We start from the raw sequence: 23797 nt of genomic DNA, 5'->3' as shown, positions 1-23797 counted from the left end.
GAAGAGGGAAGAATGAAGAATGAAGAGGGGAGAGCGAAAGGGGAAGGAATGAAGAGGGGAGGGGGATGATGGGATGATGGGATGGTCTGGTTGGACATCTCTACTCTACTCTTCCCATTGCGCTAACGCCCTCTCTTCCTCTCGCTGCATGGACTTCCGCAATCTCAACACCCTCTGGGCTTCTGTGCTAACTGAAACGCTGGTGCGACTAGGATTGCGGGTGGCGGTGGTGTGTCCGGGGTCGCGGTCGGCTCCGCTGGCGATCGCCCTTGCCCAGCAGTCGGGTCTGGAGGCGATTCCGGCGCTAGACGAGCGATCGGCTGCCTTTTTTGCCCTGGGCCTGGCAAAGCAAACCGGACGACCGGTGGCCCTGGTCTGCACGTCGGGCACGGCGGGCGCAAACTTTTATCCAGCGGTGATCGAAGCCCGCGAAAGCCGCGTGCCGCTGCTGGTGTTGACGGCAGATCGTCCGCCGGAACTGCGCGACTGCAACGCGGGACAGACGGTTGATCAGCAAAAGCTTTTCGGCAGCTTTGTGAACTGGTATCACGAAGTCGCCACACCCACGGCGGAGTTTTCCCAACTGGCCTACCTGCGCCAAACTGTGATTCACGCGTGGGAGCGTACCCAGCGACCTGTTGCAGGGGTGGTGCATCTCAATCTGCCTTTCCGCGACCCGCTGGCCCCCGTGCCCCAGCCAGCGGTATTGGCGCTCAGGGAATCCCTAGATGAAGCCCGTTTCTTTGCCAATGTCGGCTGGGATGACGGAACGCCGGAGCCGTGGCGTAGCCCAGACTGGGGGCGATCGCTCTCTTCTATTCCCTCTCGCGGCATTATCATCGCAGGCATTGCCCAATTTCCCAATGCGGCTGCGGCCCGGGCCCACTGTCGGGCGATCGCCCAGCTTTCCTCCTGTCTGGGGTTTCCGGTGCTGGCGGAGGGGCTGTCGCCGCTGCGAAACTATGCCCGCCTCAACCCGTATCTGGTATCGAGCTATGACACGCTGCTGCGCGATCCTGACTTGGCGACGGAGCTGGCGCCGGAGGGGGTGCTTCGGATTGGCGAGATGCCCACCAGCAAGGAGTTGCGAAGCTGGCTGGAGCGCACTCAGCCGCAGCAGTGGGTGGTAGACGGGGGCGATCGCAATCTTGATCCGCTGCACCTGCAGACGGTTCATCTGCGCTGCGCTGTTCAGCACCTCGTTCAACACCTGGCCGCGTCGCTGCCCAGCCCCCCCGCGCCGCCGACGGATTACCTGAAGCGCTGGTTGCAGGCAGAGACGGACTGCTGGCAGCAGCAGCGGCACACCCTGCGATCGCTCGACTCGCTGATCGAAGCCAAGACCGCCTGGGTACTGTCGCAATGCTTGCCGCCGGAAACGCCGCTGATCATCGCCAACAGCACGGCCGTTCGCTATGTAGAATGGTTTTGGGAACCGGGCGATCGCGCCATTCAGCCCTTCTGCAATCGCGGCGCAAACGGCATCGACGGCACGCTTTCGACCGCTCTTGGCATCGCCCACGGCAACCAGCCCAGCGTTTTGCTAACGGGCGACTTGGCGCTGCTGCACGACACCAACGGTTTTTTGCTGCGGCCCCGCCTGCGGGGCCACCTCACCATCGTCCTGATCAACAATCGCGGCGGCGGCATTTTCGAGAACCTGCCCATCGCCCAGTTCGAGCCGCCATTCGAGGAATTTTTTGCCACACCGCAGCCCGTGGAATTTGCCCCACTCTGCGCCACCTATGGCATCGCCCACGAACTCGTCCACACCTGGGAGCAGCTTGCCCAGGCGCTAAAGGTGCTACCTAGCGAGGGGATACGGGTGCTGGAACTCCAGTGCGATCGCAAGCTCAATGCCCGCTGGCTGGCTCAGCGTACCCCGCGCTAGGCAGATCGGGCGTTAAAACGCTTCTCCTAAGCGCTTCTTCTAAACGCCTTTCCTAAAACGCCCTCATCAAGGCTTTGCCTGACTCAGCATCTTGCGAATTTCGTCGTTTAGCTCACGAAAGACGTGCCGTGGACTCACTTCATCCAGCATTTCCACAATGCGCTGCGTCTGTGCATCAGTCAGTGATGGGTTACCCGTCAGCGATTCTAGCTTGACCTTCAGAATGCGATCGCGAATCTCGCTTTCCGAAGCCCCATTTGCTACCATATCCGCCACAATCTTGCTGGACTTGGCAAACTGAATGAAGTCCTTGTTCAGCAGGTCATAGGACAGTTCGCCCTTCTTATTTGTGTAGGCCTTGACGATGGCTTCATACTCGGCGCTGTCTACCGTTGCCACTTCTTCGGGCGAGGCCTCTTCGTCTTCAGGCGCTTCTCGCACGCCGCTCAGCTTGACCGGGCCCCGACGAGAGTAGGGCATTCCTGCCGTCAGTTCCATCGCCTCCCGAAAGGCTTCCATCGGAAAGGTTTCGAGGTTAATATTGGCGGCCGGTTCTGGCTCGGCAGTGCGGCGGTTGATGGTTGCCAGACCAGGCTGGGCATTGTCATAGCGCAAAATCACAATGCCTGCCTTGCCATCTCTCAACTTTTGGCGATAGGCAGCGGCTTCAATCGTGGAAAGTTCAACAATTTTTGTTCTGATCATGAGTCAGACCTTGTACTGGATGACCAAACGGAATCTGGAGTCACCTTACCACTCAATTGACAAGGCTCTGGAAGTGCGCCCCGACACATTCTGCAAAAGTAGAACAGTTGCAGATGCCGATTCACCGCGCAAATTCACAGTACCGCACTCAGCCCTAGCTTCTAAGGCTTGATGAAGCTAACCACAAAAATTAGAAAAACTGGGGCGCTAGGATTCGAACCTAGGAATGGCGGGACCAAAACCCGCTGCCTTACCGCTTGGCGACGCCCCAATGGGGATGGCAGGACGCAGACGCTCTTTCGTTTCCGTCACAGCTTCATTATTCTAACCAATGGTTCTGCAATTTCGCAAGATTTTTGGAAGCAGACTTTTGGCAGAGCTTGAAACCCTGTGGCCCGCAGCCCCAAAGTCCCCACCTCCTGTCCCTACCTCTTGTCCCCAAATCTGCGCGATTCAGTGTTGCGTTTTGGGGCGGGCGCATTATCGTTATGAATACTACCCGCAACAAAAATCCGTCCGCGTCCACCATCCATCTGGCATCCATCTGGCTCTAGGGTGAACCTTGCTTTCGTATCGTCATGTCGCAAACCTACGAACATTTGCTGGCTGAAAAGAACCTGTTAGACCAAGCGCGGCAGGGAAGTGCGGAGGCGATCGCCACCTTGCTCAACCGCAGCCTCAATCCCAGAGGCATCACGGCAATGGCCCGGCTGGAGCAAGACACGCTGCATGTTCTCGTGGAAGCCGTGCCCGCGCCGCCGCCAGATCTTGCGTCATTTGTTCATCAGGGCATTGCGGGGCTAGGCATGGCCACCGCCAAGACGCTCAAAGTTTACGGCCGGCAGCGCGGCATCAGCCAGATCGGATGGCAGCAGGCGTTTAGTCTGGCGACCCCTTCTGGCTTGGGCGGCGTGTCTACGGTGATGCAGGGAACCCAGGCGGGAAATGGGTTGCCCGTGACCGAGTTTGAACTGGGGGCGGGCGGACAGCAGGTGATTGCGGGCGATCGCCGCTTGCAGATGACTCCGCATGGTGCGGTGGTGACGCTCTTGCCGCAGCCCTCAGCGCCCTCGCTGCGATCGCGCACCCTGCCCAGCCCCGAAGCGGCCTGCCCGCCAATGCCCTACCTGGTGGGGCGCGAAAAGGAATTGGACGGGGCGATCGCCGCGCTGGAACAATCCGTGCCCGTCGAGTTTTATGGCGAATCGGGGCTGGGCAAAAGCGCCCTGGCCCGCGCCCTGGCCCACCAGCCCTCGGTTTTGGGGCTGGCTGCTGAGGGGCTAGTCTACCGGGTCGTCGGCGAGCAGCCCGTCGAGGATCTCTACCAGAGCCTATTTGAAGATTTTTTTGAAATTGACGAAGGCATTCCCCACAAGCTGAGCGAGGAAGAGGTGCAGTATGCCCTGCGCCAGAAGCGGGCGCTGGTGGTGCTAGATGACGTGCGCCTGCCGCCCAACGTGCTGGAACGAATGACGCGCAACCTGACTACGCTGGGCCTAATTGTCACGGCTTCAGAGCGCCATCTGTGGAACGATAGCCACAGTCTGCCGCTGAGCGGATTGCCCCAGAGCGAAGCGGTGAATCTGCTAGAGCGCTATCTAAACGATCCCCTCACGCCGGAGCAGCGATCCAGCGCAGAACAGCTTTGCACGTTGTTGTATGGGCATCCGCAGCGGATTTTGCAGGCGGCAATGCTGGTGCGCGATGGACATTTGTCCCTGCTGGCCATGATCGAGCAGTTGCAGTCAGGGGCGACGCTAGAAGTGCTGGTGCTGCGGGCGTGCGCCACCTTCCCGGATGCCGAGCGGCGCTGTCTGGCGGCGCTGGCGGTGTTGGGGGAAGTCCCCGTGCAGACGCACCACCTGGCCGGACTGACGGGCACGACCAATCCCCAGCCAATTGTGGCAACCCTGGTCAGCCGGGGCTTTTTGAGCAGTGACGGGGTGCGCCACACGCTGGCAGGAAATTTGCTGGCTCCCCTGCGGCAGTTCTGGAACCTGGAACAGTGGGTGCAGCCGGTGGTGCGCCATTTTCTGCACTGGGTCCAGCAGCAGGCTCCCATCAAAGGGGCGCTGTTGCCAGATTTGCCGCTGCTGATGCGGGTGGTAAACCTGGCTGCTGAAGCAGAACAGTGGAAAGAAGTCGTGCAGTTTGCCCGTGTGATGGACGGCCCGCTAGCGCTGGGGCGACGTTGGGGCGCGTGGGAGCAGGTGTGGGATGCGGGGCTGCGGGCGGCAGAACATTTGGGCAATTCCCAGGCGATCGCCCTGGCCCACCACCAGCTAGGCACCCGCGCCCTCTGCCTGGGCGACAGCTTTGCCGCGATTAACTATCTCAACCAGGCGCTGCGCCTGCGGGAAGCCGGGGGCAACGAAACCGCCGCCGCCGCCTCGCGCCACAACCTCAGCCTGCTGGTGGCTCCGATGCAGCACCTCCAGCCCCAGCCCCAGCAGCCGCCCCAGTATCAGCCCCCGCCGCAATATCCGCCGCAATCCCCACCCCAATATCCAGGGCCCCAATATCCCTCGCAGATCCAGCCGCCCCAGCCCCAACCGCCCCAATACCCAGCCCCAGAGCCGCAGCCCCAACTGCCGCCGCTGCCAGCCCAGCCTACGCCCGCGCCCCATCCGCCCTACCAGCCGCCGCCGCCCATGCCGGGAACCTCCGACCCCGAAGCAGAGGCAGCCTCCTCGCGCTTTTCGCCGCTGCTGTTGGGGGGACTGGTGGCCTCGCTGCTGCTGGGGGCGCTGGCGGCCTGGCTGATGGTGCGCGATCGCCCGTCCTTCAGTGTCAATCCCAGCAGTCTCACCTTTTCCAACCAAACGGTTCACACCAGCAGCCAGCCCCAAACCGTGACCCTGCAAAATACAGGCAGTCAGGCGCTACGGCTGGGACGGATTACACCCGTCGGGGCCAATCCAACGGATTTTCAAGTTGCGGAGCAATGCACCCGCGCTCCACTGCCGCCGGCCCAGTCCTGTACGATCCAGGTCACGTTTACGCCCCAGGGCCAGGGCGATCGCATTGCGGATCTGGCCTTCAATGACATTACGGGCGTGACCCGCTACACCATTCCCCTGCGCGGCAATAGCCCCAGTGCCATTGGCGGCAGCCCCAGCCCCGGCAGTCCGTCGCCTACGCCCCCGGTCAATCCTGATGTGGCGCTGCGGTTCAACCCCGGCACGCTGGACTTTGGCGAGTGGCAGGTCAATGCTCAAACCGGCCAGCGGACGATCGCCCTAGTCAACAACAGCGCCGTTCCCGTGACGATTCAACTGGTGCGGGCCGATGGGCAGGCCCGCAGCGACTTTTTAGTAAGCGAGCAGTGTACAGGCGGGCCCCTGGCCCCCGGACAAAGCTGCCCGATTTTTGTCGCCTTTCGCCCCACGGCCCCGGGCCAGCGCACGGCGAATATCAATGTGATCGACACCAGCAATCGCCCGTGGAACGTGCCGCTGACGGGCTACGGCGTGGCCACTGCGCCCCAAACGCCCACCCTCAGCATTACGCCCGGCCGGGTAGATTTTGGCTCTGTCACGGTTCGCAATACTAGCCGCGAAGAGCGCTTCTTTTTGCAAAGCACGGGGGGCGTGCCCATCCAGCTTCGCAATATCAGCATCGAAAGCCGGACGAGTGATTTTCGACTGACGCGCAACACCTGCCCCAGTGACTTGCCGCCGGGGGGCCGCTGCGAGGTGGGCGTGGTGTTTAGCCCAGAGGGGGAGGGCGATCGCCGCGCTGCCCTGCGGTTCGACAGCAACGACTTTCGGGGCACAGCCCGCGTCATGCTCATGGGTCAGGGTGTGCCGCCTGCGGTGCCTGCGCTGCGGGTCAACCCGCTATCCATTGACTTTGGCAGCATCGAGCTAGAGCGGGCCAGCGCCCCCCGTGCCGTCACCATTAGCAATATGGGCACCGCGCCGCTGCTATTGGGCGATATCCGGGTCAATGGCAACCCAGACTTTGTGAGCGATCGCAACTCCTCCATCGGCGCGGAGTGTTCCAACCTCTCGCTGCGGCCGGGGCAAAGCTGCGGCTTTAACGTCGTCTTTATTCCGCAGGTAGAAGGGTCGCGCAACGCCAATATCGTGATTCCGACAAACACTGGCTCCACCTCTGTCGCGCTGCGGGGCAACGGCTCGGTGCAGCGCTTCCCCACCCTCAGCATCCAGCCCACCAGCATCGATTTTGACAATCAGACCATCGGCAACATGAGTGCGCCCCGCTCTGTGACCCTGCGAAACAACGGCAATGCGCCCCTGATCCTGGGAAATCTGGGGCTGAGCGGGGAAAACCCGTTTGACTTTGCCACCTCGAACGACAGCAACTTTGCGATTAGCTGCACCAACGTAACGCTGGCTCCAGGTGAGGTTTGCACCGTCCAGATAATGTTCAACCCAACGGAGCCGGGATATCGCACGGCCCAGTTGGTGATTCCCCACAACGCCCCCAACAGCCCTGGACGGGTCAGGGTCGGCGGCGTGGGGCAGGCCGCGATTACGCCGCTCCCGGAACCGCTCCCCGATCCACAGCCTGAACCACCTGGCCCGCCCCTCCGACCGCTGCCTGTGCCCCTACCACAGCCCTTCAACCCGCTGTCGCGCTAGTTCGATTGCGTGCTGGGAGATGATCTGACCGAGTATTCGAGTCTACCTTTAACCCACTGTCGCGGTAGTTCAATCGCGTGACCACTGGGCGATCGCCCCAAGCAGAACTGCGATCGCCCCAATCCGGATCAGGTAATCACCGTAGGCTTGTCCATGCCCGTGTATTCTTTGATCTGGGCAATCTCTTCGGCGATCGCAATCAGGTCGCCCAGCGCCACCTGCGGGTCGAGGGTGTGTTTAGCGATGTTGGGTTCATAGCTTTCCAGATAGAGCCGCAGCGTTGCGCCCTTGGTGCCCGTGCCCGACAGCCGCAGGATCAGGCGAGACCCATCCGTAAAGCCGATGCGAATGCCCTGGTTTTGGCTAACGCTGCCGTCTACCGGGTCGGTATAGCTAAAGTTGTCGGCGTATTCGACCGTGTAGGAGCCAAAGGTTTTTCCAGGCAGCGTTGGCATTTGCGCCTGGACGTGATCGACTAATGCCTTAGCGCGATCGCTCGCCACCTCTTCATAGTCATGCCGCGAGTAGAAGTTGCGCCCAAACATCTGCCAGTGTTCTCGCACGATCTGCTCTACAGGCTGTTGCCGCACCGCCAAAATATTCAGCCAAAACAGCACCGCCCAGATGCCGTCCTTTTCGCGGATATGGTTCGACCCGGTGCCAAAGCTCTCTTCGCCGCACAGCGTCGCCTTGCCCGCATCCAGCAAATTGCCAAAAAACTTCCAGCCCGTCGGCGTTTCATAGCAACCAATCCCCAGCCGCTGGGCCACCCGATCCGCCGCTGCGCTAGTCGGCATCGAGCGGGCCACCCCTGCCAGCCCGTCCTTATAGCCGGGAACCAGGTGCGCGTTTGCCGCCAGCAGTGCCAAGCTGTCGCTGGGGTTGACGAAGAAATTGCGCCCCAAAATCATATTGCGATCGCCATCCCCGTCAAACGCCGCCCCAAAATCCGGCGCGTCCTCTTTGAACATGATCTCCACCAGATCATGGGCATAGGTCAGGTTGGGGTCGGGATGGCCGCCGCCAAAATCCTCCAGGGGCGTGCCGCTGCGAACTGTGCCTGCGGGTGCACCCAACTGCTGCTCAAAAATGGCATGGGCGTAGGGCCCGGTAACGGCGTGCATCGCGTCAACGCACAGGCGGAATGAGCCATTGGTCAGCAGTGCCCGAATCCGGTCAAAATCAAACAGCGACTCCATCAATTCCTGATAGTCGGCTACGGAGTCGATCACCTCGACCACCATGCCGCCCAGCTTGCTTTCGCCCAGCGTGTCGATGTCTACATCGGGCGCATCCAGGAGTTTGTATTCCGTAATTTCTTTGGTTCGCGCAAAGATCGCCTCCGTCACCTTTTCCGGCGCGGGTCCGCCGTTTTCTATGTTGTATTTCACGCCAAAGTCGCCATTAGGGCCGCCGGGATTGTGGCTAGCAGAGAGAATAATGCCGCCAAAGGCCTTGTATTTGCGAATCACGCAAGACGTGGCAGGCGTAGAGAGAATGCCGTGGTGCCCCACCTTCACGCGGCCCCAGCCATTGGCCGCCGCCATTTTCAGAATCAGTTGGACTGCTTCGCGGTTGTAATAGCGACCGTCGCCGCCCAGCACCAGGGTTTGCCCCTGATAGCCGTCCAGACTGTCAAAAATCGACTGGATGAAGTTTGCGAGATAGTTGGGCTGTTGGAAGGTGGGAACAGACTTCCGCAGCCCCGAAGTTCCGGGCTTCTGATCGGCGAAGGGCTGCGTGGAAATAGTTTGAATATTCATCGACAATCCTCTCGGTTAAGCAAGTTCATGCGCTGACCAGCGGTTGGGTGATCTCGTTTGGACAGGGCTGCCCCTGCTCAAAGTCGTCTAGGTTGTCCAGGGTGGTTTCGGCAATATCCCTAAGCGCATCTTCAGTGAAAAAGGCCTGGTGTCCGGTCACGATGACGTTGGGAAACGTAACCAGCCGCTCGAAAACATCATCTTGAATAATCTCATTGGACAAATCTTCAAAAAACAGATCCGCCTCCTGTTCGTACACATCGAGGCCCAGTGCCCCAATGATTTTACCCTTGAGTGCATCAATTACCGCTTCCGTGTCGATTAGCCCGCCCCGACTGGTGTTGATCAGCATCACCCCGCGCTTCATCTGGTCGATGGTGTCGGCGTTAATCAGGTGGCGGGTTTCGGGCGTGAGGGGGCAGTGCAGCGAGATAATGTCGGCGTTTTCAAATAGCTCTGGCAGTTCCACATACTGAGCCGCGCCCAGCGCCGTAAACTGGGGATTTATCCGGTGGTCATAGCCCAAAAGCTGACAGCCAAAGCCATGCATGATCTGGGCAAAGATCAGACCGATTTTGCCCGTGCCGATGATGCCAACGGTGCGGCCGCGCAGGTCAAACCCCATCAGTCCTTCCAGGCTGAAATTTCCGTCGCGGGTGCGGTTGTAGGCTCGGTGAATCTTGCGGTTGAGCGCCAGCACCAGCCCCACAGCAAACTCTGCCACCGAAAAGGGCGAATAGGCAGCGACGCGGGCAGCCCTGATCCCCAGTTCCGCTGCGGTTTTGAGGTCTACGCCGTTATAGCCTGTGCAGCGCAGCGCGATAAAGCGAGTGCCTCCAGCGGCGATCGCCCTCAGCGTGGTCGCATCCAACTGGTCGTTCACAAATACACACACCGCTGGAAACCCCGCCGCCAGCACCGCCGTACGGGCATTCAGCGATTCTTCAATGAACACCAGCTCATGGCCCCGGGTTGCGCCGAGGCTTTCCAGAATTTCGCGGTCGTACGCCTTGGCGCTAAACACTGCCACTCTCATGCCAGATCCTCGCAAATACCCAGCAATCGCCTACAGATCCAGCACCACTTTGTGAGTCACTTCGCCGTGTTCATCAATGTCGTACACAATCGGCACGGCAGTTCCCAGTTCCAGCTTGGCCACTTCTTCGCCCGACAGCTTATCCAGCTTCATAATGATGGAGCGCAGCGAGTTGCCGTGGGCGGCGATCATCACGTTTTTGCCTTGCAGCAGGTAGGGCAGAATGGTTTCGTTGAAATAGGGCAAGACGCGGGCCTGCGTGTCTTCCAGGCTCTCGCCACCGGGGGGCGCGATATCGTAGGAACGTCGCCAGATTTGCACCTGATCGGCTCCGTATTCTGCTGCGGTCTGGGCCTTGTTCAGCCCTTGCAGGTTGCCATAGTAGCGCTCGTCTAGGGCTGCGTTGGTGAAAATGGGCAGCACTTCGTCTGGATTGTCGTAGTTATCCAGACCTTTCCAGTCGGGGTCGTCGTCGTCGTGCTGAATGATGGGAATCTTGCCGCCGCAGATGTCGTCGCACTCGGTCAAAATGCAGACTGCGGTTTCAATCGCCCGAATCAGCTTGCTGGTAAACACCACATCTACGCGATATTCCCGCAGCTTGGTCGAGGCAATCGTTGCTTCGGCGCGGCCCCGTTCGCTCAGCGGCACGTCTACCCAGCCAGTGAACTTATTGACCGCATTCCAGAGGCTTTGTCCATGCCGGGTCAGGATTAATTTTGCCATAGGGTTTAGAGAAGCGTTATACGCTCTGAAATCAGGTGAAGTTAACGGTGAAATTAAAGATGAAACCAAAGGTTTTTTGCAGCTTGAAACCAAAAGCTAGTGCTACCCAGCAGCAAAGGTGCCGATGGTGTGAATTTTGAGGAAATTTGTGCCGCCCGTCACCTTCATCGGGATGCCGCCGACCACCAAGATGCGATCGCCCACCGAGGCCAACCCCCGCTCCAGCAGGTATTCCTCCGCCTGCCGCAGCACCGCCTCAAACTCGGTTGTTTCCTCTTGCAGCAGCACCGGCCTCACGCCCCACACCAAGTTCAGCCGATGGTACACGTCGATATTTGGGGTCAGCGCCACCACAGGAGCCGTCGGCCGCTCCTTCGAGGCCAGCTTTGCCGTATAGCCTGTATTGGTAAACGCCACAATGCACTGGAGCGGCAAAAACTGGTCGATGGCGTTTAGCGCTTCGCTAATGGCGTGGGCTTCGTCTTCTTTGGAGGGGGGGTAGTTGACGAAGTGATAGTCGCGCTCCACCTCGCGGGCAATGCGCGTCATCATCTGCACCGCCTCCACCGGATAGGCCCCCATCGCCGACTCACCCGACAGCATCACTGCGTCTGTGCCGTCGAGAATGGCGTTGGCCACATCGCTGGCCTCGGCGCGAGTCGGGCGCGGGTTTTGGATCATGCTCTCCAGCATTTGCGTTGCCGTGATCACCGGAATCCCTAACTCGTTGCAGCGGCGAATGATGCGCTTCTGTGTCAGGGGCACTTGTTCTGGCGGCAGTTCCACGCCCATGTCGCCCCGCGCCACCATAATCGCGTCGCAGGCGCAGAGAATGTCTTCCAGATTTTCAATAGCCTGGGGCTTTTCTAGCTTGGCCAGCACGGGCACATCGGCATGGCCCTTAGAAGCCAGCAAATCCTTGAGCGATCGCACGTCGTCACCCCGCCGCACAAAGCTCAGCGAAATCCAGTGGACATTTTGCGACAGCCCAAACTCCACATCCTGAATGTCCTTGTCCGTCATCGATGGCAACTTCAGGTTCAGGCTGGGCAGGTTCACGCCCTTGCGGCTTTTCAGCAGCCCGCCCTTGACCACACGGCAGCGCACCTCGCGGCCCACCACTTCCTCCACCTGCAATTCCAGCAAGCCATCATCCATCAGCACTTGCGTCCCTGGCGTTGCTTCTTCCCACAGGTGCGGATAGTCAATCGAGACGGTATTGGGCTGCCCGTCGAGGGCATCGTCTGGCACCAGAATCAGCGGTGCACCCTCCTCCAGGGGAATGCCCCCATTCGGCATTTGCCCAACGCGAATTTTCGGCCCTTGCAGGTCTTGCAGCAGCGTAATCGGCGTATCGAGTTCTGCCTCGACCACCCGAATCATTTCAATTGTCTTGGCGTGATCTTCGTAGGAACCGTGAGAAAAATTGAGGCGGGCTACGCTCATGCCCGCATTCACCATTTTTTTGAGAATTTCGGGTGATCTGCTGGCAGGGCCGATTGTAGCGACAACTTTGGTGCGGGGGGTGAGGAGTTTCATAGCGGCAGTGGCGGGGTGAAGGTTGCTAAAGGTTGCTGACAGAATCCAACAAGCGAACCATCGACGAATTAGCGCACCGAGTCATCTGGGAATTTGGCTATGACCCTACCGCACAATCCTGAATGCTGTTTGATAACTGGATAACAGCAGCCCAAAAATCCCTAAATTGGTGTTGAGCGCAACAGTTCTTGTAATTACTCAACCCAATAGCCAATCGAACTGATGTGAGGTAAGGGCACGAGAAATGGCATCAAAGGCAGAAATGCCCTGACGCTTTGCAGTATTGACCCTGACTGCCTGACACATCTTTTTATGCGGACTGCCCGGGTGTCGGCTGGCAGCACAAGGATTGAATTCTAGAAAACCAAATGCGGTCATAATAGTGGGCTTCAGCTTTTTTAGAGGCAAAACAGGGTTCAGGGTCAACGGTAAATAGGGCAATCAGCTGAAGCAGTGTTCGCCCTTTATTGACGGCACCCTTGAGCCAGCGCAAACCTATGTTGAGATAGCTAATCCCTCGCCTCCAGTGCGGGTCAACCTGGCAGCGTAGCCCATCGAGTTGCACCGCCATGCCCTGGGTCGTGCCATCAAGGATAGCGATCGCCGCGACCAGATAGAGGCGTTCGAGAGCCGGAGCGGAGCGGATGCCGGAAGCTTCTAACTCAAAGACACCAGATTTAGAATCGAGGAAAAGCTCCTCGACTCGAAAGCGGAGAGCATATTGCCACAGGGTATTGAGGGAGGGAGACTCATCAGTGATGACCGCCCAGGGTTCCTCGACGCCTTTGACATGAGCCAGCACCAAATTGCAGCGCCAGCGCCCCTCGCTCCAGATTCCCACCCCTTCATAGAGTCGAGCTTCACCTTTGGGAGGCCACAGATAGCCTACCTTAACAGGATGACGGCGCGGACCCTGCACCACTACGTCACTGGGCAAGCGTAAACAATAGTGCCAGCGACTTTGGCTTAGCCACTCCAGCAGGTCATGGTTAGCAAACCCGCGGTCGGCTAACACCATCACATCGGGGTACGACTGCAACAGCCGATGGGCTAACCGCAGCATGGGGAGGTATCGCTTCGTGCTGACGGTGGCACTGGGATGCTCCAAAACCCGCCACAGCAGCGGCACCGCTCGTCCGCAACAGGTAACCGTCAGGTGAATCCTGCAGTAGCGATTCCACAACACCGTCGTATCGAGCGCCAGGTAAAGCCGCCGACCTTGCCAGCGATGGATGGCGGCTAGCACCAGCGGCACGTACAGACTTTTGACCCGCACCCGGCGATTGCCTAGGAAGCGCTGCCACCGGCGTTCGGTGCTTTGCGCCTGACGGGCCCGACTGGGCACATAGGCTTCCCACTGCGGCAGGCTCAACCGACCGCTGCACACCAGGGCCGTCACCATCCACGCCAGCGCTTTGAGGTGGCGCAGGTCGCGGGCATTACTGGATTGACGCAATAACGACAGCACTTGATCATAGAGGCAGGTGGTGGCTGGCATGATACAGACCCTGAGATGACGCAAATTTCAGCGTCTCATGTCAGCTCACCTTTTCCCTCTGTTGACGAGGTCTCAACTCTTTCAACCACTTGTGTCAGGCAGTCAGGTGTACACCCATTTCGATTACTTGCGTAAGGCTCTGAGCAGAAGTGTTGAATCTTGATGGTAAAACTTTACAAAAAGCACTCTCAAGAGGCGGATTATTGAGAATGGAAGCAATAAGTAGGTCATTACAGGCAGAATTATAGATCTTTTGTACTGGATTCAGCTATGAACTTGCCCTGCTAACATTGCGTTCAACACTTCTGGGCTCTGAGATATCCCCCTAAGAGCTAATTTATGAAGCAAATCTTAAGAAGCCTGAAACTCTTGGCATGTGTGGCTTTGAGGTCATGTTTGCCCAGGAAAAGCGGTTTCTCGGAAATCCTTGATTAACAAGGCTTTCAGGCTCCTTTACAAATTAGCTCTAAATCCCCCTTGATTAAGGGGGACTTCCGATCCGGTTCTCCCTGCTTCGGGTTTCGGTTCCCCCCTTACTGAAGGGGGGCTAGGAGGGATCAAAGCACCGCCGCTTGAGTTCGGTTCCTGCTTATTTAAAGGGGGCTGGGGGGGATCAAGGCATCGCTGCTCAAGCCTGAGAACTTGTGTGTACAAAGTAGGTTCTCTAAGAGAGTTGTCTAAGAGGATGTTTGAAAAGTCCTACTGTTTGTAGCAAAGCGTGCAAGATCCCCCTTAAATCCCCCTTAAAAAGGGGGGCTTTAAGGCGGTTTCCCCCCTTTTTAAGGGGGGCTAGGGGGGATCTCTGAGTGCTTAACATTACAGGCGATACCTTTTCAAACACCCTCTAAGAGAATTGATAGGATTTTCATCAAAGACTAAATCTGTCCCTGAGCCGTTATTTGGGTATGCCCTTCACTTACTCTCGCACTGTCCGATTTCAAGACACCGACGCGGCCGGCGTTGTGTATTTTGCCAACGTGCTGGCCATGTGCCACGAAGCCTATGAAGCCTCCCTCGCCGCATCAGGGATTAATCTCAATGCCTTTTTTTGCTACCCGCGTATTGCGATTCCCATTACCCACGCCACAGTAGATTTTATGCGGCCGTCTTTTTGTGGGGACGAGCAGAAGATTTACGTCACGCCCAAAAAGCTGAAGGACAGCGAGTTTGAGATCGAGTACGAAGTGTTTACGGTGGAGCGAGTAGGCAAGGAGATCCCCGAAATCCAGGAAACCTGCGTTGCCCGCGCCTTTACCAAGCACGTGTGCATTGACAGCGCCCAGCGCGCGCGATCGCCCCTACCGCTAGAGGTGATGAAGTGGCTCAGCCAGTGGAGCCGCGAAGGAGAAAAGGTGTTTGACGATCTGGAAACCTTGCTCTAGAACCGGCTCTTCGTAGAGGGCGTAGTAGGGGGCGGATGGGCGATCGCTCGTCCAGGGCAGACATTCAGAAGTGGCAATCAGGCGGCGATCAGAACGCATTGCCGGGCCAGGGTGGCGGCGAGGTCGGCGGACTCTTTGGGGTCGGAGTGGGAGGATAGGTCAGGTTGCCCAGCGGCAGATCGCCCCGGCCCATCGAGGTAAAGCTGCTGATCTGCACAAAGCTGGGAGTGAATAGGAAAATGTGGTCGCCCAGCCGCTCTTGGTGTCCATCCACCGCATAGGCTCCACCTGCTACATAGTCGGCCGCCCGCTGGGCCTGGTCTGGCTCCATTAGCCCTAGATTCAGAATGACTGACTTGCGCTCTCGCAGCGCTCGCACCGCCTGGGGAATTTCTTCAAAGGAGCGTGGCTCCATCAACACCACTTCGGGCTGATGTCCAGCAGCACGCGGCAAGCCTACGACATTATTAGGGGCGTTATTTGGCGCAGCCCCCCCACGGCGGCGAGAGGGGGGCGACGAGGGCGGAACTCGCTCAGGGTAGGCATCAGCATAGCCGTAGGACTCATCTTCGGCGGTGTATCCTAGATCCTCATACTCGGCATCGTCGTAGGGTTCGCCCAAACCAAACACGTCTTGAATTCGCTGGAAGAAGCTCATGGCTGTGTGAGGGTAGAGAGGACGGAGGGGCTAGCTATGGCGGTGCAGGAATCGTTACGAACAGTATAGGAATCAAAATATAGAACCTAAAAGCTTAGAACTAAAAATTACACAAAACATCAAATCAAGCCTGAATTTAGTTCGCTTGTTCTATTTTAACCTGTGTGCCTAAAATCCTAAAGTGGTTCTGCTCAAGTTTTGTGACGGGTCAAGTTTTATAACGAAGGCGCGAGTCCAAGCGTTTCACTGTCTACTCCGGACTGCAAATCCGACCTGCCCAATCCTTGTGATGCTCATCACATTGTCCAGGGCACTCCATCACCATGCAGGGGCCCTGGCAGTCACCCGATTCTCAGAGAATTATCACCCCCCCCGGATTTGTGGAATCACTCGGCTGGAGCGTGAAACAGGAGATAGTAGTCACAGCTAACCCAGAGAGTGTTCCAGCCATGAATGAGACTCGGCCAGCGCTACCTCGACGCAATCTGACTCGCGAAATCAAACCCACCTATTGGCGCAAGCTGATCGAGGCGGGAGTGCCCATTGATGCCGCCGATGCCATTGCCTGGGCGATCGCCCGATACGACACAGCCCGGCGGTTGCCGCCCTCTAGCCAGCAAGCGCTGATTCGGCAGTATTGCGCGTTCGTGTGTCGGGCAGGGTTGTGGCGATCGCAGCTTTTGGTCAACCCTGGGCTGTAGTTGCGGGTAGAGTCAGCGCCCTGCGGCACTTCACGACCTCCGCCACGCCGACACCTCCATTGTGACTGATGTGACTAACCATGAACGTTATGCAATCACCGATTACGCGACAGTATGCGATCGCCCAGGCGGCGTTGGAACACGCCGTTTATTTCCTGGAACTCGGAGCCGATACCAAAGCCGCCACCTACTTCCAATTTGCCGCACAAAACTTCCAGGGCATTGCCAAAATGCTGATCGAGCAGGAGACTCGGCGATCGCACCTGGATTCCAGGGAGGGGTAGTGATCGGGTTTTGGGAAGGCAGGCGGGTTCGGTGATCGCGCCTATGATTGCGCCTATGATCGCGCCTATAAGCGTGCTTATGACAGCGCTTATGACAGTGGCAAAAGAATTTCAAATTCGGTGCCGATGCCAGCGGGCGCGTCGGCTGGGAAAAGGGCGGGAGATTTGAGGCGAAACTGGCCGCCGTGTTTGGCGGTGACAATTTGATAGCTGACGGATAGGCTGGTTTCTTTGGCAGCACGACGCTCGACGGTGAACGACTCTAGAATACGCTGCTGGACTTCGGGCGAGAGTCCGGGGCCGTTGTCCGTAATGCGGACAGACACCCAGCGGCGTTCGTTTCGCGCTGCTGCCCCTGAGGGCGATTGGGCTGTTTTAGCGGTTGCTTGGATGGGGTCTGAGTCGGCTGGCGCGATCGCCCCCGATGGGTTGGCCCATGTCCCGCCGCTGGGTGATGGGTCCGACAGTCCCCGGACAGATGTAGTGATGACTATCTGGGGTTTGCTGAGAGAACCGGCCGCCGTGTGGGTGGGGCGATCGCTCATCCCCTCAACCCAGTTCTGGTAAGTGGCCGAGTCCAGCAGCGCCTCGACGGCGTTGATCAAAATATTCATAAACACCTGACTCAGTTGCCCAATAAAGCAGGGCACGGGCGGCAGATGCCCATATTCACACACGATGTCGATTTCTCCAGTCAGGCGGCTTTTTAGCAGCAGCACCATGCTGTCAAGGCATTCATGCAGGTTGGCAGGCTTGGGATAGACCTCATCCACATGGCAAAAGTTTTGCAGGCTGGTGGCCAGGTTCTTGAGCCGCTCGGCTCCGGCGCGGATGCTGGCGATCGCCTGGGGCAGATCCCGTTTTACGTAATCTAGCTCAATAGCTTGCTGAAGCTGCTGCACCGCAGGCGGTACCGACGGCAGGCTGGCTTCGTAGGCGGCGATTAGATTCAGCAGGTCGGCGGCATAGCTCGACACATGGCTGAGGTTTCCCCAGATAAAGCCCACCGGGTCGAGGATTTCATGGGCTACGCCGTCCACCAGTCTCCCCAGCCCAGCCATTTTTTCGCTCTGAATCAGTTGCACCTGGGTTCGCTCATAGCGCACCTGGGTTTCGATGCCGCGAATCTGCCAATGGGCCCGGTTCAGATCATGGGGGCTGAGCAGATAATACGCCCCGTCTGCCTGCACCACGATTGGCTCGTTGAACTGGTCGGGCGATCGCCGTAAGACCTGCTGCGCCGCTGCCAGAATCGGCGTGTGCCCTGGTAGCATTAGCGGCGGCTGGGCGGCGTAGCTGTGCAAGACTTTCAGCGGGCGACCGAGAAATAACTCCGCCCCATGCGGCCGCAGCAGATATTCCAGAAAGCGCTGACGCGACAGCATCCCCACAAACCGCGCCGCATCCCACAGCACCACGCCCGGCAGCGCTGGATGCTCCTCGAACACCGCCGCAACTTGCAGCCCCGTCTGTCCACAATCTGCCCGAAAGTCGTGCAGCGGCAGTTCTTCCAGCGTAGACTCTGAGCTAAGCACTTGAATGTTGGCTTCGCGCAATCGCGGCATCAAAAAATTCTCAGTTAGCGCCTCAGGTGGTTCCCCAGTCAGCACCCCAGTTAGCATTTCTGATAGCGGAGATTCTGCGGAACAATCGGTCGGGAAGTCGCTCGATATCATGAACAGGTTATCTAGAACAGGTTATCTATCGGTCGGAAACAGTCTCAGCGCAGACAGACCGAGCCAATCCCGGCCGGGAAAGCTTCCAAACTCGAAAGTCTCCAAAACCGGGCGATCGCTGTCAAGATTGCTGTCAATTGGGAAACCGTTCAGACAAAATTACACCGTGTAGGACTTACGCAGTTGAACGATTTCTCGCGGGCGCAGCCTGCGAGAAATCGTTCAGAATCGCGAGAAATCGTTCAGAATCTAGAAAACTTATCGCAAGTGCGTAAGTCCTGAACGTGATTAGATGAAATTATTTGTTTAGAATGCCCAGAAATCAAAAAACAGCATCTATTCTTTAGGAGTAGGCAGGCGGCAGGATTCAGCATTCAGGTCAAAAGTCTGGCTACACAACCGTTTCCTGTACTGCCGCAAACATCCCCATCCCTTCGTCTTTCCAAACCTTAATTTCCAACCCCTCATCCCCCAAATCCCTATGACTACTGATTCCACTGCTGCGGCAATTCCCGTTATGTTGCAAAGTGAGGTGATCGGCAAAGTTGTCATCAAGCCGGACACGGCTGAGGAAGTCGGGCGCGTCAGTCGGCTCTGGCTCGATCCCAAAGCGCATCAAATTGTGGGGCTGGAATGCACAGCGGGCGCATTGGGGATTAAGCGCCATGCCTATAATTGGCTACAAATTGCCAGCATTGGCTCTGAAGGAGTTATTCTCAAGGCCCACATTGGCCCAGAACCGACCAAGCCCGATACGGTTGTGTTCGTGCTGGGTGATGAGGTGTGGACGGATAGCGGCAGCCGCGCTGGGCTGGTGGTGGATTATCGCCTTGACCCGACGAGCGGGCGCGTGCTGGATTACCTGTTTACAACCGACGGCTGGGGCGGACTGACGAAGGGACTGCATCGGCTGCATCCGGCGGGCGTGATTGGCGTGAGCGATCGCCGCTTGGTTTGCACTGTGTCTTCGGTCGAGGCGGCGGAGTTGGAAAGCCCCGGCGTGGTGCAGAAGGTGCAGCAGGCGCGGGATTTCCTCAAAAATGATTATTCTCAAACCAAAGCAGATGTCAGCAACCTCAAGCAAAAGCTGACGGGCTTCGTTGGGCAGGCGCAAAGCAGTGCCCAATCGCTAACCGAGCAAACCAAAGCCACCCTTGCAGAGAAAGCTGAGCAGCTTCAGCAAACGACCGAAAAGGCAAAAGAAACCCTTGCGGATAAAGCTGGCCAGCTTCAGCAAACAGCTGAGAACGCTGCTGCACAGGCAAAAGAGAAGCTGGCCGACGCGACAACCCAGATGCAAGCAACGGGGGAAAAAGCCAAAGAGTCTATGGCTAATCTCACGGCCCAGGCACAGGACAAGGCACAGCAGCTTTCGGAACAGGCTCAGGGGGCGATCGCCGATGCAACCCAGCGCCTCCAGCCGCCTGAGCCGCCTGCTGCCAGCCCAGAAGACCTGCCTGATTCCTCTAATTCCTAATCCACTTCCTAATCAACACCTCCCGCTTCCCGCCACAGGTTTGAGCTTGTTTGAGGTCATAACGCTGAAACCACTGGGAAATGGTTCTGGTGTCAAGGGCGATCGCACAATCCACCTCTTTTTCGATGGAGAAGGACGGGTTTTGCGATCGCCCTTTTTGCAACAAACCAAGAGGTTCATGCTAGCGGGTGATCAGAGTGGGTGATCTGGGTCTACACCGCAGCATGAAGAATTATTTTGAGCCTTTGCCTATCTTGATACTAGAGAGCGATTCAGGATTGTATCTCGACTTGGTGAACGAACCTTCTGCAAGTGGGGGTGTTCCCATTGCACCCCCGCCCTTCCTTCCAGACGGTTTTCAGTGCAAGGTTCCACCATCAAGCCTTCAGGATTAAATAGCAGAATGACTTACGCAGTTGGACAATTTCTCGCGGGCTGCGCCCGCGAGAAATTGTCCAAAACCCAAAGAGCTTATCGCAAGTGCGTAAGTCCTGAACAGTTTCAGAGTTTTAGCAAGGTTACTGTGCGGGGAGCTAGTCTAACCCTTGCAGCACACCTAGCGCCCGACCCCCCGACCAAACTTCAGGATTCGTGACCATGAAAACGGTTTATTCTTTGCAACAATTCATCGCCGTGCTATCGGGGCTGGGATATTTCGCAAATTCGGACGCAAACTCGGACAGCCTGCAAAACAACCCGCAGCCAGAGCAGCGCAAAGGACAAAGCCAGCGGGCGAGGGATGACCTGCAACTGGCAATTTGTACCTTTCAGGCACACTACGGGCTGCCGCTGACGGGCGAAGCAGACCAGCCCACCCAGGAAAAAGCACGCCAGCTTATTCGCAACTTGCACCACGGACTGAAACAAACCGTGAGTCCGGATCTGTCCATCAGCGAGTTTTATGGGCCGCGCACGGTTAGCGCCGTTCAGCAGTTTCAAGCGCAACACAGACTGCCTGCGACTGGCGTTGCCACGGCTAGCGTCCGCAGCGCTATTGAAGAAGACCTCAAACAGCAACTCCGGCAAGCCCTCGGCCGTGCTGGCAATCGGCGTACCCCTTGTCCCTGTGCAAATTAGTGGGCTGGAATCGACCCAAAAGCCAGGGCACGTAATCAACGTTGTCCCAAAGCCGTCATCCGCATCCTCATCATCCGCATCCTAAAGACTCAAAATTTTGCAAGGTCCTGGACAATATCTATATAAACTATTAACAAAGTAGATTACACAGCAGCGCGATCGCCCCATTTTATTCACGCTGCCTGCACCTAACTCGATTCATGCAGCCCTTAAATCCCTCGTCTAAAGGCGCGAGATGTGCCTGAAATCAGCTATTTGTGCAACTCGGCGGTCACGCTGTCTGGCAGCCATAGAGCCAGCAGAAAATATAGTCTGAAAAAGGGAAAGGGGCGATCGCCCACCCAAATCTCACGCGCCGCCGGAATTTGAGTTTCAAATTTGTATTCTTTGAAACCAGACTCCGCCTTTTTGCGGACAAAATACCCGCCGAATATGGGTTCTTTTGATGTAGGAAGTGTGAACTTCAGAGGCCCCCTCGGGAATTTTCGGAGGGCAGCTTGTAGAACTTTATGTAAGAGCTTTGTGCAAACTGCCTCCATCGACCTGTTTGTGACTCGCTTGAGTCTGCGTCTTGCATCAAGACTGCTTTGTGACAACAGGCATTGAGCCGTTTGCCGCCGAAACCGGGTGCGTCTAGACCATTAGCATCAACACTGCGTCATCACAAGACCTACGCAGAACCTAACGTAAAACCTGCGTAAGCCCATTGGCTAAAGCCGATAGATGTTTATAGACCGAATCCTCAGGACTGGCCTAGCGTTTGGATTCTTATTGAGTTGTCAAATTGAGTTGTCAATAAGAGTTGTCACCGACCAAAACCGCATCCCGGTGTGGACTGTTGACTGAATCCATTGCCTTAGCCCAAGCGCCTGCCGCGATCTGCCACCCGTCCACTCCTCCGCAAGTTTCCCCCTTTCGGATGTGGCACTCGACTCTAGTCGCAGGGTTAGTTGGCATCGCTTTGTGCAGAGGACTGGAAGTCTTTGCTAGCCGCGACGCTCAAACGCTTGGATGGAACCTGAATATTCTTTTTCAGTCCTGATGAATTAGTCCTGAATACCGGGAACACTATCGGTAAGCAGTGAAAGAAGCCCCTTGTTACCTGGAGCAACTGAGACGAGTACTATGCCAGCAAGATCTTTCTCCGCTGAGGCGGACTACAACGACTCCTCGAATAGCTTTGAGCTTCAAACTGGCGCTGTCAACGCTCAAGATGACGATTTAGAAGCGCAACTGAGCGAGGATTTGGCAAGCCTGGAAATGGAGTATGGGGCGGGTGCAATCGGCAAAAACGCCACCGCGCGGCGCACGACTGACTTGGTGCGACTCTACCTCCAGGAAATTGGGCGGGTGCGGCTCCTGGGGCGCGATGAAGAAGTCTCGGAAGCTCAAAAGGTGCAGCGCTATATGTCTTTGCTAGAGGCTTGCCACAAAGCAGCCGAACAGGGCGACCAAGCGCTCCAGCACTACCTGCAAATTATGGAAACTCAGGATCGGCTGGCATCCATGCTGGGGCATCGTCCCTCGCTAGAGCGCTGGGCCGAGGCGGCGGGGATCGCCGTGACAGAACTGAAGCCGCTGCTGGCACAGGGCAAGCGCCGCTGGGCAGAACTGGTGCAGCGTCCGGTGGAGGAATTGGAACTGGTGCAATCGGAAGGGCTGGCTGCCAAGGATCACATGATCAAGGCCAACCTGCGCCTAGTGGTGTCGGTGGCCAAGAAGTATCAGAATCGCGGGCTGGAATTGCTGGATCTGATTCAAGAGGGCACGCTGGGTCTGGAGCGAGCAGTGGAGAAATTTGACCCGACGAAGGGTTATCGCTTCAGCACCTATGCCTACTGGTGGATTCGGCAGGGCATCACGCGGGCGATCGCCACCCAAAGCCGAATTATCCGCCTGCCCGTCCACATCACCGAAAAGCTCAACAAAATCAAGAAAGCGCAGCGCAAAGTCTCTCAGGAGAAGGGCCGCACCGCCACCTACGAAGACATCGCTGCCGAACTCGACATGACCGCGCCCCAGGTACGCGAGGTGTTGCAGCGTGTTCCCCGCGCTGTGTCTCTGGAAACCAAAGTGGGCAAGGAGCGCGACACGGAACTGGGCGACCTGCTGGAAACCGAAGGCGCATCGCCAGAGGAACTGCTGATGCGGGAATCTCTGATCCGCGATTTGCAGCAGTTGCTCACCGACCTTACCAGCCGCGAGCGCGACGTAATTCAGATGCGCTTTGGACTGGGCGACGGACAGCCCTATTCTCTGGCGGAAATTGGCCGGGCGCTGGATCTGTCTCGTGAGCGGGTGCGCCAGATCGAGGCGAAGGCGTTGCAAAAGCTGCGTCAGCCCAAGCGTCGCAACCGCGTCCGCGACTATCTGGAAGCGCTGTCGTAGCGCGATCAGCTAGTTCAACAGCTAGTCCAACCGTCAGTCCAAACCATTGAACAGTGCATCTGACCTAGTTGGATGCACTTTCGCGTTTTATAGTCCGCATTTTGTAGAGAATGTGACTGGATTTGGAGAAGGTATCTAAAGCGCTTGTCAGTCCGTCTTCTACGGCAGCTTGGGAAATCGCTAGGATTAGACATAGAGCAGGATATCGGGCAAGACATCGAGCAGGCGCGATGAGGCGCTTCGTAACCCAATTCCATGCCCCTTGCTGTGCCAACTTGTGGCTAACTTGTGTGCCAACTTGTGGCTACTTGTAGCTAACTTGTAAAGCTGCTGTTTGAGGCGGATCTGAGAGGGCAATGGGGCTGGGTCATAGTCTTGAATTGTTGGCT

16 protein-coding genes and 1 tRNA gene are annotated in these 23797 nt (G+C 57.5%); 8 read left to right on the top strand and 9 right to left on the bottom strand.

What is annotated here, in order from left to right:
• Positions 1-148: 148 nt before the first annotated feature.
• Positions 149-1891 carry a 2-succinyl-5-enolpyruvyl-6-hydroxy-3-cyclohexene-1-carboxylic-acid synthase gene (menD, locus tag JTM80_RS14610; RefSeq protein ID WP_205369685.1) on the top strand — a complete coding sequence of 581 codons (1743 nt, stop codon included), beginning with the start codon at positions 149-151 and terminating at the stop codon, positions 1889-1891.
• Positions 1892-1957: 66 nt separating this feature from the next.
• Here menD and JTM80_RS14605 read toward each other — a convergent pair whose 3' ends face one another.
• Both JTM80_RS14605 and JTM80_RS14600 read right to left on the bottom strand, forming a co-directional pair.
• Positions 1958-2596 carry a hypothetical protein gene (locus JTM80_RS14605; RefSeq protein WP_172357162.1) on the bottom strand — a complete coding sequence of 213 codons (639 nt, stop codon included), beginning with the start codon at positions 2594-2596 and terminating at the stop codon, positions 1958-1960.
• Between the two features lie 199 nt (positions 2597-2795).
• Positions 2796-2867, bottom strand: a tRNA-Gln gene (locus JTM80_RS14600).
• A 307-nt stretch (positions 2868-3174) separates the two neighbouring features.
• On the opposite strand from JTM80_RS14600, the gene JTM80_RS14595 reads away from it, so the two are divergent.
• Complete coding sequence (locus JTM80_RS14595) at positions 3175-7203, top strand: choice-of-anchor D domain-containing protein (RefSeq protein ID WP_205369683.1); 4029 nt, start codon at positions 3175-3177, stop codon at positions 7201-7203.
• Positions 7204-7331: 128 nt separating this feature from the next.
• Here the strand turns inward: JTM80_RS14595 and JTM80_RS14590 are convergent, their stop codons facing one another.
• The 5 genes from JTM80_RS14590 to JTM80_RS14570 form a co-directional block, all read right to left on the bottom strand.
• Complete coding sequence (locus tag JTM80_RS14590) at positions 7332-8966, bottom strand: alpha-D-glucose phosphate-specific phosphoglucomutase (protein WP_205369681.1); 1635 nt, start codon at positions 8964-8966, stop codon at positions 7332-7334.
• A gap of 25 nt (positions 8967-8991) precedes the next feature.
• A complete protein-coding gene (locus JTM80_RS14585) occupies positions 8992-10002 on the bottom strand; it encodes a 2-hydroxyacid dehydrogenase (protein ID WP_205369679.1) in 1011 nt (336 codons plus the stop codon).
• Positions 10003-10032: 30 nt separating this feature from the next.
• Positions 10033-10728, bottom strand: a complete 696-nt coding sequence (locus tag JTM80_RS14580; RefSeq protein ID WP_172357170.1) for a 2,3-bisphosphoglycerate-dependent phosphoglycerate mutase — start codon at positions 10726-10728, stop codon at positions 10033-10035.
• Between the two features lie 102 nt (positions 10729-10830).
• A complete protein-coding gene (gene pyk / locus JTM80_RS14575) occupies positions 10831-12267 on the bottom strand; it encodes a pyruvate kinase (protein WP_172357172.1) in 1437 nt (478 codons plus the stop codon).
• A gap of 310 nt (positions 12268-12577) precedes the next feature.
• On the bottom strand, positions 12578-13765 hold the full coding sequence (locus tag JTM80_RS14570; protein WP_172354921.1) for a transposase: 1188 nt from the start codon (positions 13763-13765) through the stop codon (positions 12578-12580).
• A gap of 905 nt (positions 13766-14670) precedes the next feature.
• Here JTM80_RS14570 and JTM80_RS14565 point away from each other — a divergent pair.
• Entirely contained in the window at positions 14671-15147 is a 477-nt protein-coding gene (locus tag JTM80_RS14565) for a thioesterase family protein (protein WP_068514286.1), read from the top strand.
• A gap of 88 nt (positions 15148-15235) precedes the next feature.
• On the opposite strand, the gene JTM80_RS14560 is transcribed toward JTM80_RS14565, so the two are convergent.
• Entirely contained in the window at positions 15236-15805 is a 570-nt protein-coding gene (locus JTM80_RS14560; protein WP_172357174.1) for a cell division protein SepF, read from the bottom strand.
• Between the two features lie 449 nt (positions 15806-16254).
• Between JTM80_RS14560 and JTM80_RS14555 the strand changes: the two genes are divergently transcribed.
• Together JTM80_RS14555 and JTM80_RS14550 are read left to right on the top strand one after the other, a co-directional pair.
• A complete protein-coding gene (locus JTM80_RS14555) occupies positions 16255-16506 on the top strand; it encodes a hypothetical protein (protein WP_205369677.1) in 252 nt (83 codons plus the stop codon).
• Between the two features lie 80 nt (positions 16507-16586).
• Positions 16587-16790, top strand: coding sequence for a hypothetical protein (locus JTM80_RS14550; RefSeq protein WP_172357178.1), 204 nt, complete (start codon positions 16587-16589; stop codon positions 16788-16790).
• A gap of 89 nt (positions 16791-16879) precedes the next feature.
• Here the strand turns inward: JTM80_RS14550 and JTM80_RS14545 are convergent, their stop codons facing one another.
• Entirely contained in the window at positions 16880-18355 is a 1476-nt protein-coding gene (locus JTM80_RS14545) for a sensor histidine kinase (RefSeq protein ID WP_172357180.1), read from the bottom strand.
• 592 nt (positions 18356-18947) lie between these two features.
• Between JTM80_RS14545 and JTM80_RS14540 the strand changes: the two genes are divergently transcribed.
• From JTM80_RS14540 to sigC, 3 genes are all read left to right on the top strand, one after another.
• A complete protein-coding gene (locus JTM80_RS14540; RefSeq protein ID WP_172357182.1) occupies positions 18948-19943 on the top strand; it encodes a PRC-barrel domain-containing protein in 996 nt (331 codons plus the stop codon).
• A 597-nt stretch (positions 19944-20540) separates the two neighbouring features.
• On the top strand, positions 20541-21020 hold the full coding sequence (locus JTM80_RS14535) for a peptidoglycan-binding protein (RefSeq protein WP_172357184.1): 480 nt from the start codon (positions 20541-20543) through the stop codon (positions 21018-21020).
• A gap of 1125 nt (positions 21021-22145) precedes the next feature.
• Positions 22146-23408 carry an RNA polymerase sigma factor SigC gene (gene sigC / locus JTM80_RS14530; protein WP_172357186.1) on the top strand — a complete coding sequence of 421 codons (1263 nt, stop codon included), beginning with the start codon at positions 22146-22148 and terminating at the stop codon, positions 23406-23408.
• Positions 23409-23797: the final 389 nt, after the last annotated feature.

This window comes from Thermoleptolyngbya sp. PKUAC-SCTB121 (assembly GCF_016919485.1).
GTDB lineage: Bacteria > Cyanobacteriota > Cyanobacteriia > Elainellales > Elainellaceae > Thermoleptolyngbya > Thermoleptolyngbya sichuanensis.
The sequence above is the reverse complement of the archived record's forward strand: the minus strand, read 5'-3'. Positions and strand labels throughout refer to the sequence as shown.

Coding starts and splice junctions, on each gene's coding strand:
- menD (WP_205369685.1), top strand. CDS start 149: ATGGACTTCCGCAATCTCAACACCCTCTGGGCTTCTGTGCTAACTGAA.
- JTM80_RS14605 (WP_172357162.1), bottom strand. CDS start 2,596: ATGATCAGAACAAAAATTGTTGAACTTTCCACGATTGAAGCCGCTGCC.
- JTM80_RS14595 (WP_205369683.1), top strand. CDS start 3,175: ATGTCGCAAACCTACGAACATTTGCTGGCTGAAAAGAACCTGTTAGAC.
- JTM80_RS14590 (WP_205369681.1), bottom strand. CDS start 8,966: ATGAATATTCAAACTATTTCCACGCAGCCCTTCGCCGATCAGAAGCCC.
- JTM80_RS14585 (WP_205369679.1), bottom strand. CDS start 10,002: ATGAGAGTGGCAGTGTTTAGCGCCAAGGCGTACGACCGCGAAATTCTG.
- JTM80_RS14580 (WP_172357170.1), bottom strand. CDS start 10,728: ATGGCAAAATTAATCCTGACCCGGCATGGACAAAGCCTCTGGAATGCG.
- pyk (WP_172357172.1), bottom strand. CDS start 12,267: ATGAAACTCCTCACCCCCCGCACCAAAGTTGTCGCTACAATCGGCCCT.
- JTM80_RS14570 (WP_172354921.1), bottom strand. CDS start 13,765: ATGCCAGCCACCACCTGCCTCTATGATCAAGTGCTGTCGTTATTGCGT.
- JTM80_RS14565 (WP_068514286.1), top strand. CDS start 14,671: ATGCCCTTCACTTACTCTCGCACTGTCCGATTTCAAGACACCGACGCG.
- JTM80_RS14560 (WP_172357174.1), bottom strand. CDS start 15,805: ATGAGCTTCTTCCAGCGAATTCAAGACGTGTTTGGTTTGGGCGAACCC.
- JTM80_RS14555 (WP_205369677.1), top strand. CDS start 16,255: ATGAATGAGACTCGGCCAGCGCTACCTCGACGCAATCTGACTCGCGAA.
- JTM80_RS14550 (WP_172357178.1), top strand. CDS start 16,587: ATGAACGTTATGCAATCACCGATTACGCGACAGTATGCGATCGCCCAG.
- JTM80_RS14545 (WP_172357180.1), bottom strand. CDS start 18,355: ATGCCGCGATTGCGCGAAGCCAACATTCAAGTGCTTAGCTCAGAGTCT.
- JTM80_RS14540 (WP_172357182.1), top strand. CDS start 18,948: ATGACTACTGATTCCACTGCTGCGGCAATTCCCGTTATGTTGCAAAGT.
- JTM80_RS14535 (WP_172357184.1), top strand. CDS start 20,541: ATGAAAACGGTTTATTCTTTGCAACAATTCATCGCCGTGCTATCGGGG.
- sigC (WP_172357186.1), top strand. CDS start 22,146: ATGCCAGCAAGATCTTTCTCCGCTGAGGCGGACTACAACGACTCCTCG.